Raw genomic sequence first — 15231 nt, 5'->3', positions numbered from 1 at the left:
GGTCGTGAACGACGTGCCGGGTCGGCGGCGGGTGCGGTCCGCGCTGGTGGCGGCGTCCGCGCTCACCCTGACCTGCGCGGCCGTGGCCGGCGTCGCCGCGAGCGCCGCGGGAGCCGAGCTCACCCGGGGCCCGAGCGCGGCCGAGCTGGACCGGGCGGCCGCCGCGGAGGTGGCGCGCCGCTGGCGGGTCTGGCCGGCGGGGAAGGTCTTCCCCGAGACGGTGCGCTACTCCGCCGAGCAGGGCGGGACCGAGCGGGCCCGCCGGGTGGGCATCTCGCCGGAGACGGACTGCGGCCGGGCGGTGGACGCCGCACTACGGAAGGCGCTGACCCGGGCGGGCTGCCGGGGGATCCTGCGCGCCACCTACCTCGACGCCCTCCAGGGCGTCGTCCTCACCGTCGGCGTCGCGGCGTTCCCCGGACAGGCCCCGGCGGCCTCCGCCCTGGCGGGGCTCCCCCGGGGCGGGCGCCCCTCCCCGGGGCTGAGGGCCCTGGCCTTCCCGGGCACGGTCGCCGACCGGTTCACCCAGGCGGGCCGGCAGGCGAGCACGGCGCGCGCGGGCGGGCCGTACCTGGTGATGGTGACCGCCGGGCGGGTCGACGGGCGCCCGGCGAAGACGGCGGGCAGGCAGCGGCCGACCATGTTCGCCTTCACCGGCGACATCGCCGACCGGATCCTCGCGGACCTGTCCACTCCCGCCCGGCCGGACTGCTCCGCTCCGGAGTGGCGGTGCTGAGGCGGACGTCCCGGCGGGCGGCCCGCCGTACGGCCGACCGGGCGGGCGGTCCGGCGGCCTGGCGGGAGGCCCGCGGGGCGGCCGGCCGGGCGGTCCGGTGGGCGGTCGCGGCCGGGGCGTCGGCCGCGCTCGCCTGCGGGCCCGTCCCGGTCCTGCCCGCCGCGAGCGCCCACGCCGACGAGGTCAGGAGCAGGCAGCGGGAGGTGCTGCGGACCCTGGACCTGCCCCGGGCCTGGCGGACCTCCCAGGGGCAGGGGGTGACGGTCGCGGTGCTGGACTCCGGCGTGGACGCGCGCCACCGCGACCTGGCGGGCTCGGTGACCGAGGGCAGGGACTTCACGGCGGGGGCCAACCCGCCGGGTACGGCGCCCCCGCGGCTGCACGGCACCTACATGGCCTCGCTGATCGCCGGGCACGGCCACGGCCCGGGCGGCGCCGACGGGGTGATCGGGGTCGCGCCCCGGGCGCGGGTGCTCTCGGTGCGGGTGATCCTGGAGGACGAGGAGCCGGGCTTCCGGGAGTTCAACGCCGCCGAGCGGTTCGAGGACGTGGTGGCCAGGGGCATCAGGTACGCCGTGGACCACGGCGCCGACGTGATCAACATGTCGATCTCGAAGGAGCTGGCCACCGGCGAGGAGCGGGCGGCGATCCGCTACGCGGTCTCCCGGGGGGTGGTGCTCGTGGCGGCGGCCGGCAACGAGGGCGCGGGCGGGGCCGCCGACGGCGGATACGCGCCCTACTCCTACCCGGCGTCCTTCCCGGGGGTGGTCTCGGTGGCGGCCACCGGGCCGGGCCTGCGCCGGGCCTCCTTCTCCAACGCCAACCCCTCGGTCCTGGTGGCCGCGCCCGGTGTGGACGTCCTCGGCGCGGGCCCCGGCGACGCCTACTGGGTCGGCCGCGGCACCTCCCAGGCGACCGCGCTGGTCTCCGGCGTGGCCGCGCTGATCAAATCGGAGCATCCGGAGATGTCGCCCGCGCTGGTGGTGCAGGCGCTCACCGCCGGCGCGACCCGGCGGCCGGCCGGCGGCTACGACACCGGCACGGGCTTCGGCGTGGTCAACGCCGCCCGGGCGCTCGCCGAGGCGGACCGGATCTCCCGCCACACCCACACCGCCTCGGGACCCGGCGTCCACGACCCGGACCGGCCGCTGGGCGCGGGCTCCCGGGCGGCCGGTCCGGTCCGGGTGGTCCACCGGGACCGGCGCAGGATCGCCGTGCACGCGGGGGTGGCGCTGGCCGGAGGGATCGGCGCCGTCGCGTCCCTCGCGGTGATCGCGGTCGCCGCCGGGCGGGTGCGGGCGGCGGACCCGGCACCCGTCCCGGCCGCCCCGGAGCCCGTGCCCGCGCCCTGACCGGCCCGCCGTTCCCCTGACCGATCCGCCGTTCCCCTGACCATGCCCCCCGACTGCGTCCCCCGACCGGTCCGCCGTGCCCGCGCCGGCCGGGAGCCCGTACGGCGAGCCCGGAAGGGACAGGGGCGCGGGTCCCGGCCCGGATCCCGCGGGGGACGGCGTCGCGGACGCTTTCCGTGACGTCACAAACACGGTCCGGCGATGGGGCCGGAGAAGGGTGCGACGTAGCATCGGAGTATGTCGCAGCCCGGGAGGCCCCAGGAGCCGGAACGGCACCTGGAAACCTCGCCACCGCGTGCCCGCGGAGGCTGGCCGCCGGCGGGCGCCGGGGTGCGGCGCGCCGGGGCCGCGCGGGCCCGGGGAGGCCCTCCGCGCCCCGCCGTCCGCCGGGCCAGGGTCCGTCCCTGGCCCCAGGCGTTCCGCGACCGGGCGGCGGTCCGCCCCGCCGAGGCGGCCTCGATCGAGCAGGGGATCCGGTTCCGCGCGGTCTTCCTGCTGCTGGTGGGGATGATCCTCGCCATCGCCGCGACGGACGTGCTGACCGGCACGGTCGGCCTGCTCCGCGAGACCGCCTCCCGCCCGCTGACCGAGGCCGAGAAGGCGCGCTACGTCCAGGAGGACATCGCCAGGCGGTGGCACACCTGGCCGGCGACGCTGGTCTTCCCCTCCGAGCTGGAGTACATCGGACTCGGCCGGGTCCAGCTCTACGCCCGCAGGGTCGGCATCGCCCCCGAGACGGCCTGCCGCTCCGGCACGGACGCCGCGGTCGGGTCGGTCCTGGAGGAGCACGGGTGCCGCACGCTGCTGCGCGCCACGTACGTCGACCAGACGTCCACGTTCGCGGTCACCGTGGGCGTCGCCGTCATGGAGGACGCCGAGCGGCGGCGGGCGGCGGCGGGAGACCTGTCGAACGACGACCGGGTGGGCGTCCGGCCGGTGGCCTTCCGCGGCACCGCCACGGAACTGTTCGGCGCGGCCCAGCGCCAGCGCAACGCCTGGGTGGGGGTCGGGCCGTACATCGTCTTCTCCACCGCCGGTTACACCGACGGCCGCACCCGCCAGGCGGTCGCCCCCGAGGAGCTACCGCACAGCGAGCTGTGGCCGACGGCCCAGGCCGTGGCCGGGCGCATCGCGCACGCGCTGGGCGACGAGCCCGCCGTGCCCCGCTGCACCCAGGGGAACGTGTGCTGAGGCGGTGGCGGCTCCGGGCGCTGGGGGCGCCGGCCGCCGCCCTCACGCTGGTCGCAGGACCGGTCGCGGCGCCGGCCGCAGCCGACGTCCGGGAGGACCAGCGCTGGGTGCTGGAGGCCCTCAACGTCGAGCAGGCCTGGAAGGCCACCAGGGGCGCGGGGGTCACCGTGGCCCTGGTGGACGGCGAAGTGGACGCCGAGGTCGCCGAGCTGCGGGGCCGGGTCACCGCCGGACCCGCCATGGGATCGACCGGGCCGGGCGATGCCGGCGGGGAGTCCGCCGGGCGGCGGCACGGCACCGCGATGGCCTCCCTCATCGCCGGGGCGGGCCGGGGCGACGGCGGCCTGCTCGGCGTCGCCCCGGAGGCACGGGTCCTGTCGCTGCCGCTGGTGCTGGACGCGGACCTCCCCGCGGCCTCGGACGACGACCTGCGCACCCGCGGGGACAGCCCGCTGGCCCGGGCGATCCGCTACGCCGCCGACCACGGGGCCGGGGTCGTGAGCATGTCACTGGGCGCCTACGGCCCGCACCGGGCCGAGCGGGAGGCGGTCTCCTACGCGCTCTCCCGGGGGGTGGTGCTCGTCGCGGCGGTGGGCAACGACGGCGACAGCGAGCACACCGAGCGCGCCGGCACCTCCTTCTGGAACTTCCCGGCCGGATACTCCGGCGTCATCGGGGTGGGGGCGGTCGACAGGGCGGGCAGGCCCGCCCCGTTCAGCAGCGACAACCTGTCGGTCCTGGTCTCGGCGCCGGGTGTGGACGTGCCGGTGGTGGCCCCCGGCGGGAAGTACGAACCCTCGGAGGGGACGAGTTCGGCGACCGCGCTGGTGGCGGGGGTCGCCGCCCTCATCAAGGCGGAGCACCCGCAGATGCCGCCGGACATGGTCGCGCGCGCCATCGCCGCCACGGCGGACTCAGGCCCGGTGCCCGGATACGACGAGTACGTCGGGTTCGGCACGGTGGACGCCGGGAGGGCCCTCGCCCGGGCGGGGGAGCTGATGGCGGCCGCGGCCCCGGTCCCGGTGGACGAGAAGCGCCGCTTCGGCGGGGGCGCGCTCCCGGAGACGGCGCCCCGGCCGGGCGCCGACCCGTTCCGCCTCCGGCTGTACGGCGCCGGCCTGGTCCTGGGGGTGCTCGCCTTCGCGGGGGCCGTGGTCGTCCTCACCCGGAGACCCGCGTCGCGGTGAGGAGCGGTGCCCGGGTGCCCGCGGTCCCGGGGGCGCCCGGCGCGTCCGGAGCGCCCGACTCGATTCGAACGCGTTTCGGACACCGTTCGGGCACTGTTCGGCCGCGGTGGCACCGGTGTCGGCCTTTCCGGCTCCGCGGGCCGGGGGAGATTCGCTAGGGTCGCGCATCATGGGGTACGAGTTGCGGGTGGAGCGCCCGGCGCCGCTCACGTTCGCGGAGCTCGCGGACGTGCTGGGGCGGGCGGGGTTCGAGTACCGCGGTTCGCAGGAGGCGGGTGAGGTCCTCGCGCGCCACGGCGACGGGGTCCACGCCGTCGCCGCCTGGAACGGGACGCTGTCCGGTGCGCCCGGGTCCGACTGGCAGGTGGCGCAGCTGGTCCGCGTGTCCGCGCTGCTCGGCGCGCACCTGGTCGGCGAGGACGGCGAGTCCTACACGGTCCGCGACGGCGTCGTCGAGCAGGTGAACGGCTCCGCGTCCTACGAGTTCGGCAGGATCGACGAGATCCTCGCGTCCGGTCCCGCCGTATGGCGGAGCTAGGCCGCCGGGGCGATCCCACCCCGTACGCCGAGCGGGTGCTGGACCTGGTCGAGCGCATCCCGCCCGGCAGGGTGATGTCCTACGGCGACGTCGCCGAGTACCTCGGTGAGGGCGGCCCCCGGCAGGTCGGCAGGGTGATGTCCGTCTGGGGAGGCGGCGTCCCCTGGTGGCGGGTGGTGCGCGCCGACGGCACCCCGCCCTCCTGCCACGAGCGGCGCTGCCTCGACCACTGGCGGGAGGAGAGCACCCCGCTGCGGGGCGGGCGGGCGGACATGCGTCTCGCCAGATGGGACGGTCATCCGCAGGTGGCCGGTGGGTCCGGAAAACGGCCGCCGAGTCCGGAGCGCGACCGGTAACCGGTTTCTGCGGGGCCCACTAACATGGCGGGGGACGGACAGCTTTCTGCCCGAAAGGCGGTGCCTCCCCCATGGCCACCGGCGCTTCACCCGCGCGAGCGACCGGCGACCCCGTCGCTGACCGTCTGCGGGTCGTCCAGGACCTCTGCGACCGGGGAGAGCCCCTCGAGTCACTCATGAGCGCGGTGCTCGCCGAAGGGCTGACCCCCGCCGAACGCAGGCGGTTCGACGCCGAGGTGCTGGCCGGGCCGCTCGGCTCCAGGCTCGACATCGCGGCCAAGCGCGGGACCGCCCGCCGCCGGGAGTTCGTCACCGCCGTCAAGCCGTACCTCGCCGGGGTGGACGCGCGCGTCAAGCGCGACCTGCCCGTCGCCAGGCGGCTGGCCTTCCACCTGATCGAGCGGCGCGGGGTGGACGAGCTGGCCGACGGCGACGCCCTGCAGAAGCTCGTCACGGCCGCGGCCGAACCGTCCCGGCGGGTCCGCAGGAGCCTGCGCTGGTACGCCGATCTGCCGCTCCGCGAAGAGCTGCCGGAACCGCTGTTCCGGCTGCGCGCCGCCGACCTCATCCCGGTCACGCAGGTCGAGGACGTCTCCTGGTCCGGCGGGCGGCTGCGGATCAGCGGTCACGCCTACCTGGCAGGCTTGTCGGTCCGGAGCCGCCGCTTCAACCGGGCCACCGTCGTGCTGCGCGGCCCGCGCTGGCTGCCCCCGATCCGCCTGCGCACCCGCAGGACCCACCACCCGGAGGCCACGCACGGCGCCCGGGAGGCGGGCTGCAACTATGACTGGTCCGGGTTCACCGCCGAGCTGAGCCCGTGGGCGCTGCGCTGGCGCGCCGCCCTGCGGGCCGTCGTCCGCGGGGGCAAGCGGCTGCTCCGCCGCCGGGCGACCGTGCGCGACACGACCACCTGGCGCGCCGAGATCGTGATCTGGAGCCGCGGCGCCCGCGCGGTCGGCCTGCTCCGCGGCCCCTCCAGCGGCCGGACCGAGCGGCCCGCGGGCCTGGAGACCCGCCCGGGCTGGTGGATCCGGCCGGTCTGGACCTCCGACCGCGCCCTCCAGGTCGTGCTGCAGCCCACCCGGGCCGAGCTGACCGGGGTGCGGCTGGACGGGGAGCGGCTGGAGCTGAGGGTGTTCCTGCCCGACCGGAGGTTCACCAGGGGCCAGGCCCGGCTGGACGGCCACCGGGTGGCGGCGGACTTCACCCCGGTCGAGGGCGGCACCGAGGTCGTCGTGCCGTTCGCGGTGGCGTCGCTGCTCTCCGAGCGCGACGGCGGCAGGCTCTGGATCGAGCCCAAGGGCGACCCCGCGGCCGCCGTCATGCTCGGCAGGGCCGAGGAGAGCCGCACCGTCATCGGCGAGCGGGAGATCACGGTCCTGGGCGACCGGCGCGACCGGGTGATCGTCTCCGCGCACCGCATCCGGCCCGTCGTCTCCTCGGCGGTCTGGGAGCCGGACGGCGCGCTCGTCCTGGAGGGCTCCTACCCCGGCTCCGGCCCGGCCGAGCTGACGCTCCGCCACCGCAGCGGGCTGCTGTACGCGACGCCGATGGAGCGCGAGGGCTCCCGCTTCGCCGTGCGCCTGGCGCCGGCGGCCATGCCCCGCTTCGGCGAGACCGTCCCGCTGGGCAGCGGCACCTGGAGCATCGCGGCGCGCGAGGCGTCCGGGGAGATCGTCCCGGTCCGGATGGACCACGTGGCCCTGGAGACGCTGGACGAGAGCCCGAAGACGATCGGCGGGCGCGAATACCGCCTGGTCTCCACCCGGTTCGACGTGCCGGTGCTGGCGGTGGCCGAGAGCCGCCCCGACGACGAGAAGGGGCCGGGCGGGCTGCACCTGCTCCAGCGCTCCTTCTACCCGGCGCAGCGCAGCCGGGAGCTGCGCGAGGCCACCGTCTACGTGGCCTACGACGGCCGGCAGTACGAGGGCAACGTCCGCGCGGTCTACGAGGAGCGGCTGCGGCGCGGCGACGACCGCGAGCACGTCTGGGTGGTCAAGGACGGCGCGTTCACGCCGCCGGGGGCCCGGGAGCTCGGGCTCGGCCCGGGGATCGAGCCGACCGTGGTCCGCGCGGGCAGCCGGGAGCACTACGAGGTGCTGGCCCGCTCGCGCCACGTGGTGACCAACGGCTTCCTGCCGCCGTGGTTCCGGGCGCGCGAGGACCAGGTGGTCGTGCAGACCTGGCACGGCAGCCCGCTCAAGCGCATGGGCAACGACCTGCCGCACATGTCCCGCGACCCGAAGCCGCCGGCCTGGCACCGGCAGGCGGCCGAGGTCCGGGGCTGGGACCTGCTGGTCTCGCAGAGCCCGTGGGCCACCCCGATCCTGCGCAAGGCCTTCGGCTACCAGGGCGAGGTCCTGGAGACCGGCTACCCGCGCAACGACGCGCTGGTGTCCCCGGACCCGGAGGCCGCGGCGCGGGTGCGCGCGCGGCTCGGCGCCGCCGAGGACGTCAGGCTGGTGCTGTACGCGCCGACCTTCCGCGACTACGACCGCAGGAGCAACTCGATCCGGTTCGACCTGGAGCAGGCACGGCGGGCGCTGGGGCCCGGCCACCGGTTCCTGATCAGGGCGCACTCGATGCAGGCGGCGCCCAACGTGCCGGAGAGCCTCGCGCTGGACGTCACCACCTATCCGGACATCGCGGATCTGCTGCTGGTCGCCGACGTGCTGATCACGGACTACTCGTCCGTGATGTTCGACTTCGCCGCGACCGGGCGGCCGATGCTCTTCTTCACCTACGACCTGCAGCGCTACTCGGCCAAGCGCGGCCTCTACCTCGACCTGGCCGCGGAGGCCCCGGGGCCGCTGCTGTCGACCGGTGCCGAGGTGGTCGAGGCGCTGCGGGACGTCGGGGGACTGGCCGCCGCGCACGCCGAGCGCTACGAGCGCTTCAGGCGCGCCTACGCGCCCCGCGACGACGGCAAGGCCACCGCCCGGCTGGTCGACCGGGTCTTCGGTCCCTGAGGCGCCCGGTAGCGGGCCGGTGGCGGGCCGGTAGCGGTCCGGCGGTGGCCGGGAGGAGGAAGCCCGGCGGGAGCGGGCCTGCCGCGCCGGAGATTCGGACCTGAGTGGCCGACTCGGCCCGATCACTGCCCGACATCTGGTGGAATGGCGAGCTGTGAGGGGTCAGAGCTGGCGGCTGGTGCGCCGTGAGGGTGCGGGGAAGGCCGTTGCCCCCGTGCTGGACGAGCACCAGCGGGCGGTGGTGGCCCATGGGAGCGGTCCGCTGCTCGTGCTGGCGGGTCCCGGCACCGGGAAGACCACCACGATCGTGGAGACCGTGGTGGACCGGGTCGAGCGCCGGGGGGTCGATCCCGAGCGGGTGCTCGTCCTGACCTTCAGCCGCAAGGCCGCCGACGAACTCCGCGAGCGCATCACCGGCAGGATGCGCCGCACCACCCGCACGCCGCTCGCACTCACCTTCCACGGCTACGCCTACGCACTGCTCCGCCGCGAGGCCGTGCTGGCCGGAGAGCCCGCGCCCCGGCTGCTCACCGGTCCCGAGCAGCTGCTGGAGATCCGCCGCATGCTCCTCGGCGAGCTGGAGGAGGGCGCGCCGTACTGGCCGGAGGACATGCGCGAGGCGCTCAAGACCCGCGGGTTCGCCGCCGAGCTGCGCGACTTCGTCGCGCGCGCCGCCGAGCGCGGCCTCGACGGGCCGGACCTGGTGGAGCTGGGCCGCCGCCACGGCCGTCCCGACTGGGTCGCCGCCGGACGCTTCGCGGACCGCTACCAGGCCCGCTTCGACCTGGACCCGGAACCGGTCCTCGACTACCCCGAGCTGATCCGCGCCGCCGCCGCCCTGCTCGCCGACCCCGAGGTGCGGCTCCGCGAGCGCTCGGCCTACGACGTCGTCCTGGTGGACGAGTACCAGGACACCGACCCGGCCCAGGAGCTCCTGCTCCAGCGGCTCGCCGGGGAGGGCCGCGACCTCATCGCGGTCGGCGACCCCGACCAGTCGATCTACGGGTTCCGGGGCGCCGACGTCCACGGCATCATGGACTTCCCCGACCGGTTCCGCGACGTCCACGGGGAGAAGGCGCCCATCGTCGCGCTGCGCGTCTGCCGCAGGAGCTGGCCCGGCCTGCTGGCGGCCACCCGCCGCGTCGCCGCCCGCCTGCCCGCCGTGCCCGGCGGCGCCGCGCACCGCGAGCTGGCGGCGCTCCCGGACGCCGGGCACGGGCACGTCCGGGCGGTGGTGGCCGACAGCCCCGCCCAGGAGGCGGCGGTCGTCGCCGACATCCTGCGCCGGGCGCACCTGCTGGACGGGGTGCCCTGGTCGCGGATGGCCGTGCTGGTCCGCTCGGCGACCCGGCAGGTGCCGCTGCTGCGCCGGGCGCTGGTCGCGGCCGGGGTGCCGGTCGTGGTGGGCGGCGGCGACGTGCCGCTGATCCAGGAGCCGGGCGTGCGCCCGCTGATCCGGCTGATCCAGGTGGCCCTCCACCCGGAGACCCTCGACGAGGGCATGGCGGAGGAACTGCTGACCGGCGCCCTCGGCGGCACCGACATGATAGGGGTGCGCCGGCTGCGCCGCGCGCTGCGCGTCGCCGAGCACGAGGCCATGGCGCTCCCGGTGGAGCTCGGAGAGCCGGCGCCCGGCGGCGGCCCGAGGTCCTCGGGGGAGCTGCTCGTCGCGGCGCTCAAGGACGCGCGGGAGCTGGTCCTGGTGGAGCCGCACATCGCGCTCCCCGCCGAGCGGCTCGCCAAGCTCATCGCCGCCGCCACCGAGGCCGTACGGCAGGGCGGCACGGCCGAGGACGCGCTCTGGGCCGTCTGGCGGCTCACCGGTCTCGCCGAGAGGTGGAGCGAGGCGAGCGCCGCGGGCGGGCACCGGGGCCGGCAGGCCGACCGCGACCTGGACGCCGTCATGGTGCTGTTCGACCGCGCCGCCAAGTTCGTCGACCGGCTCCCGCACGCGGGCGTCGACGTGTTCGTGCAGGACCTCGTCTCCCAGGAGATCCCCGAGGACTCCCTCGCCCCGCGGGCCCCCGGGAGCGACGCGGTGCACATCATGACCGCCCACCGGTCCAAGGGCCTGGAGTGGGACCTCGTGGTCGTCGCCGGGGTCCAGGAGGGGACCTGGCCCGACCTGCGGCCCCGCGGGTCGGTCCTGGGCACCGACGACATGTGCGCCCGGGCGGAGGGCTCGGAGCACGAGGACCCGGTCGCGGTCCGCGCCGCGCTCGCCTCCCAGCTGCTGGCCGAGGAGCGCCGCCTGTTCTACGTGGCCGCGACCAGGGCACGCACCAGGCTCTTCGTCACCGCCGTCGGCGGGGAGGACGTCGAGGAGCGGCCGTCGCGGTTCCTGGGGGAGCTGGTGCCCGGCACGGGCGAGGAGGCGGCGGCCCTCGACGAGCGGTCCCGCTGGCTGACCATGCCCGCGCTGGTGGCCGACCTGCGCGCGGCGGTCTGCGACCCGGCCCGGCCGGAGTCCCTGCGCCGGGTCGCCGCCGAGCACCTGGCCCGGCTCGCCGCGGCCGGGGTGCGGGGCGCCCATCCCGACGAGTGGTACGCCCTCACCCCGGTCTCCGACGACCGCCCGCTCGGCTGGCCCGACGACGTCGTGCGCATCTCGCCCTCGGCGGTGGAGAGCTTCACCAAGTGCGGCCTGCGCTGGCTGCTGGAGACCTCCGTGGGCGCGGGCGGCACGGACGTGGCCCGGGGGCTGGGCACGGTCGTCCACGCGCTGGCCGTGCTCGCCGCGGACGGCATGCCCAGTGAGGAGACCCTCGCCAAGCACCTGGACAAGGTCTGGGACGAGCTGGACTTCGGCGGCGTCTGGTACAACCGCAAACAGCGCCGGGTCGCCGAGAAGATGATCTCCAGGTTCGTCGAGTGGCACCGGGAGAACCCCCGGACCCTGGTCGCCACCGAGGAGTCCTTCGTCGCGATGGTCACCGAGGGGGTGCAGATCAAGGGCCGGGTGGACCGGATCGAGCGCGACGGGCAGGGCCGCGCCGTGATCATCGACATCAAGACCGGCGCGAGCAAGCCCTCCGACGCCGACCTCGACCGCCATCCCCAGCTCGGCGTCTACCAGCTCGCCGCGCTGCTCGGAGCCTTCCAGCGGTACGGCATGCACGAGCCCGGCGGCGCCGCCCTCGTCCAGGTCGGCAACGCGGCGGGCAAGGACGCCAGGGAGCAGATCCAGCGGCCCCTGGCGGAGGACCCCGAGCCCGGCTGGGCCCGCGACATGGTGGACACCGTGGCGCGGGGCATGTCCCTGCCCTTCTTCCACGCCAAGGTCAACGACGGCTGCCGCACCTGCGCCGCGCGGGCGAGCTGCCCGGTCAACGAGAGCGGGGGCCAGGTGTGCTGAGCCGTACCCCGTCCCGCCGTGCCGTGCGGGGCCGTACCGCGCCGTGCCGTACCGATGGAGGCAGGGGTTGCTGAGTCCGATCCAGCTCGCCGACAAGCTGGGCATCCTCCCCCCGACCCCGGAACAGGCCGCGGTGATCGAGGCCGGGCTCGAACCCATGGTCGTGGTGGCCGGGGCCGGGTCGGGCAAGAGCGAGACCATGGCGGGGCGGGTCGTCTGGCTGGTCGCCAACGGCCTGGTCCGGCCCGAGCAGGTGCTCGGCCTGACCTTCACCAGGAAGGCGGCGAGCGAGCTCTCCCACCGGGTGCGCGAGCGGCTGGGCGCCCTCGGCCGCGACGTGTCCGCGGACCCGCTGGCGGGCGAGCCGACCATCTCGACGTACCACGCCTACGCCGCCCGGCTGGTGACCGACCACGCCCTGCGCGAGGCGCTGGAGCCCACCATGCGGCTGATCACCCCGGCCATCGCCTGGCAGCTCGCCGGGCACGTGGTCAGTGCCTACGACGGGCCGATGGAGCAGCTCGACTGGGGGCCGGCCACGGTCACCCGCGCGGTGCTGGAGCTGGCCGGCGAGCTGGCCGAGCACATGCGCGAGCCGCAGGACGTGCGGGAGGTGGGCGCCTGGCTGAAGGAGCGGTACGACGCGCTGTCCGGTTCCCCGATCCTCGCCCAGCGCAGGCCGCTGGCCGTGCAGCGGGCCAGGGAGCAGCTGCTGCCGCTGGTGGAGGCCTACACCCGGCTCAAGCGCAGGCGCGAGGTGGTCGACCACGGCGACCAGATGGCGCTGGCCGCCCGGATCGCGGCCAGGCACCCCGAGGTCGGCCGGATCGAGCGCGACCGGTTCGCCGTCGTCCTCCTGGACGAGTACCAGGACACCAGCCACGCCCAGCTCGTCCTGCTCCGCTCGCTGTTCGGCGGCGGCCACCCGGTCACCGCCGTCGGCGACCCCTGCCAGTCCATCTACGGCTGGCGCGGCGCCTCGGCCGGGAACCTCACCCGCTTTCCCCGCGACTTCCGCACGCCCTCCGGAGAGCCCGCTCCGGTCCGCCGGCTCTCGGTCAGCTTCCGCAACGGCGACGCCGTCCTCGACGTCGCCGCCCGGGTGCAGATCCCGCTGCGGATGGAGGCCAGGGAGGTGCCGGTGCTGGTGCCCGGCGGCAACCGGGTCGAGCGCGGCCGGGTGGTGTGCGCCTTCCACGAGACGGCCGAGGACGAGGCGAGGTGGGTGGCCGACCAGGTGTGCGGACTGCTCGGGAGCGACACCGCCCCGGACGGCCTGCCCTGGGGCGAGGGGGAGCGCAGGAAGGCCAAGCAGAGCGCGTGGGGCGGCCCGCAGTGCCTGCAACCGCACGACGTGGCGATCCTCGCCCGCAAACGCTCGCAGTTCCCCGCGCTGCGCAGGGCCCTGGAGGAGCGCGGCGTCCCGGTCGAGGTGGTCGGCCTGGGCGGCCTGCTCACCGTGCCCGAGGTCGCCGACCTGGTGGCCACCCTGCGCGTGCTCTACGACCCGACGGCCGGGGACGCCCTGGTCCGGTTGCTGTCCGGCCCCCGCTGGCGGATCGGCCCGGCCGACCTGAAGGAGCTGGGCGAGCGGGCCCGCGAGCTGAACCGGGAGAACCGCGAGGCCGGCTCCCCGGTCGCCGACCTGCTGGACCAGGTCGTCGCGGAGCTGTCCGAGGAGCGCGGCAGCCTGGTCGACGCGCTGGACGAGCTGCCCGACCGGCCCGAGTGGCAGGAGGCGTTCTCGCCGCTGGCCTGGGTACGGCTGGTCGCCCTGGCCCAGGAACTGCGGACCCTGCGCGGCCACGTCGGGCAGCCGCTCCCCGACCTGATCAACGAGGTCGAGCGCCGCCTCGGCCTGGACGTCGAGGTGGCGGCCCGGGGGTCGGCCGCGGGCCCGTTCGCGGCCCGGGCCGACCTGGACGCCTTCGTCGACGCCGCCTCCCGGTTCGCCGGCGACTCCGAGGACCCGACGCTGGGCGCGTTCCTGGCGTTCCTCAAGGCCGCCGACGAGGAGGAGAACGGCCTGGACGCCGGGCGGGTGGGCGAGAGCAACAGCGTGAAGCTGATGACCGTGCACGCGTCCAAGGGCCTGGAGTGGCCGGTCGTGATCGTTCCCGGGATGTCGCAGATGCTGTCGAAGACCGGCACGCCGACCGTCGGCACCGTCTTCCCGGCCCGGCCGGTGGTGAGCCCCAGATGGACGGAGAACCCGCGCAGGCTTCCCTACCCGCTGCGCGGCGACGCCTCCGACCTGCCCCGGCTGGCCGGGCTGACCAGGGAGGAGCTCGCCGAGTTCGACGAGCGCTGCCGCGACCGCGACCTGCTGGAGGAACGGCGGCTCGCCTACGTCGCTGTCACCCGCGCCCACTACCTGCTGATCGCCTCGGGCTACCGCTGGGGCGGCGCGGCCAAGCCCCTGGAGCCGTCGGACTTCCTGCTGGAGATCCGCGAGACCTGCGGCCGGGTGGCCACCTGGCCGCCGCCGCTCGAGAAGGGCGCCACCAACCCCCTCCTCGCCGAACCCGCCGAGACCGTCTGGCCGGTCACCCCCGAGGGAGCCCGGTACGAGGCCGTCGTCGACGGCTCCTTCCTCGTCGAGGCCGCCCTCCGCTCCCTCGCGGAACCGGGCGGGAGCGGAGGGATCGGCCAGAGTGCGGGGACCGGCCATAGTGCGGGAACCGGCCAGGGCGCGCGGACCGGCGGACCCTCACGGGCCGGGGCGCCCGCCGTACCCGTGCGCGGTCCGGGCGGCGGAGGGGCCGAGCCCGGGGAGCCGGAGGGCGGGGAGGACCCGCGCCTGGCGGAGCTGCGCGGCTGGGACCGGGAGCGGGCCAGGGCCTGGGAACGGGACACCGAGCTCCTGCTCCGGGAACGCGAGCGGAACCGGCGGCGCGGCGGGCGCCAGGTCGAGCTGCCCGCCCGCCTCACCGTCTCGGACCTCGTCGCCCTGGCCGCCGACCCCGCGGCCCTGGCCCGGCGGATCCGCCGCCCCGTCCCGAAGCGGCCCGCGCCCCTGGCCCGCCGCGGCACCTCCTTCCACCGGTGGCTGGAGACGCGCTGGGGCCAGCAGCGGCTCCTCGACGAGTTCGAGCTCCCCGGCGCCGGGGACGAGACGGAGGAGGCCGAGGCCCTCCTGACGGAGCTGCGCGAGAGGTTCGAGGAGAGCGAGTGGGCGGGCCGGGAACCGCTCGACGTCGAGGTCCCGTTCGAGATGATGATCGCCGATCGGCTGGTCCGCGGCCGGATGGACGCCGTCTTCCGGACCCCGGACGGCGGTTACGAGGTCGTCGACTGGAAGACGGGCCGCCGCCTGATGGAGACGACGCGGGCCGCGGCCTCCGTCCAGCTCGCCGCCTACCGCCTGGCGTGGTCCCGGCTGGCCGGCGTCCCCCTGGACCGGGTGGGGGCGGCCTTCCACTACGTGCGCTTCAACGAGACGGTCCGCCCGGTGGACCTCCTCGACGAGCGCGGACTGGTCGCGCTCGTCGAGGAGGTCCCCGCGCTCAGGCGGGCGGACGGGCCGTGACGGTCAGTCGGGCGGGCG

9 protein-coding genes are annotated in these 15231 nt (G+C 76.3%); all 9 read left to right on the top strand.

Annotation, left to right across the window (positions count from 1 at the left end; genetic code table 11):
• Positions 1 to 4 precede the first annotated feature (4 nt).
• The 9 genes from IEZ06_RS04910 to IEZ06_RS04870 all read left to right on the top strand — a co-directional run bounded on the left by IEZ06_RS04910 (position 5) and on the right by IEZ06_RS04870 (position 15213).
• Positions 5 to 736 (top strand): hypothetical protein, encoded by a 732-nt coding sequence (locus IEZ06_RS04910; RefSeq protein WP_229797791.1) that lies wholly within the window; start codon positions 5 to 7, stop codon positions 734 to 736.
• Positions 730 to 2088, top strand: coding sequence for a S8 family serine peptidase (locus tag IEZ06_RS04905; RefSeq protein WP_229797790.1), 1359 nt, complete (start codon positions 730 to 732; stop codon positions 2086 to 2088). Before IEZ06_RS04910 ends, IEZ06_RS04905 begins: the two co-directional genes overlap by 7 nt.
• Before the next feature lie 237 nt (positions 2089 to 2325).
• Positions 2326 to 3279, top strand: a complete 954-nt coding sequence (locus tag IEZ06_RS04900; protein ID WP_229797789.1) for a hypothetical protein — start codon at positions 2326 to 2328, stop codon at positions 3277 to 3279.
• Positions 3273 to 4466 carry a S8 family serine peptidase gene (locus IEZ06_RS04895; protein ID WP_229797788.1) on the top strand — a complete coding sequence of 398 codons (1194 nt, stop codon included), beginning with the start codon at positions 3273 to 3275 and terminating at the stop codon, positions 4464 to 4466. The genes IEZ06_RS04900 and IEZ06_RS04895 overlap by 7 nt, the downstream gene beginning before the upstream one ends.
• Before the next feature lie 169 nt (positions 4467 to 4635).
• Entirely contained in the window at positions 4636 to 5004 is a 369-nt protein-coding gene (locus IEZ06_RS04890; protein ID WP_189235447.1) for a hypothetical protein, read from the top strand.
• Positions 4992 to 5360, top strand: coding sequence for an MGMT family protein (locus IEZ06_RS04885; protein WP_189235446.1), 369 nt, complete (start codon positions 4992 to 4994; stop codon positions 5358 to 5360). Before IEZ06_RS04890 ends, IEZ06_RS04885 begins: the two co-directional genes overlap by 13 nt.
• Positions 5361 to 5536: 176 nt before the next feature.
• Positions 5537 to 8329: a CDP-glycerol glycerophosphotransferase family protein gene (locus IEZ06_RS04880; protein ID WP_189235445.1), complete on the top strand. Its 2793-nt coding sequence runs from the start codon at positions 5537 to 5539 to the stop codon at positions 8327 to 8329.
• 154 nt (positions 8330 to 8483) lie between these two features.
• On the top strand, positions 8484 to 11684 hold the full coding sequence (locus tag IEZ06_RS04875) for an ATP-dependent helicase (RefSeq protein WP_229797787.1): 3201 nt from the start codon (positions 8484 to 8486) through the stop codon (positions 11682 to 11684).
• 67 nt (positions 11685 to 11751) lie between these two features.
• A complete protein-coding gene (locus tag IEZ06_RS04870) occupies positions 11752 to 15213 on the top strand; it encodes an ATP-dependent helicase (protein ID WP_189235444.1) in 3462 nt (1153 codons plus the stop codon).
• Positions 15214 to 15231 lie beyond the last annotated feature (18 nt).

It is taken from the genome of Planomonospora antibiotica (genome assembly GCF_014647955.1).
GTDB lineage: Bacteria > Actinomycetota > Actinomycetes > Streptosporangiales > Streptosporangiaceae > Planomonospora > Planomonospora parontospora.
The sequence above is the reverse complement of the archived record's forward strand: the minus strand, read 5'-3'. Positions and strand labels throughout refer to the sequence as shown.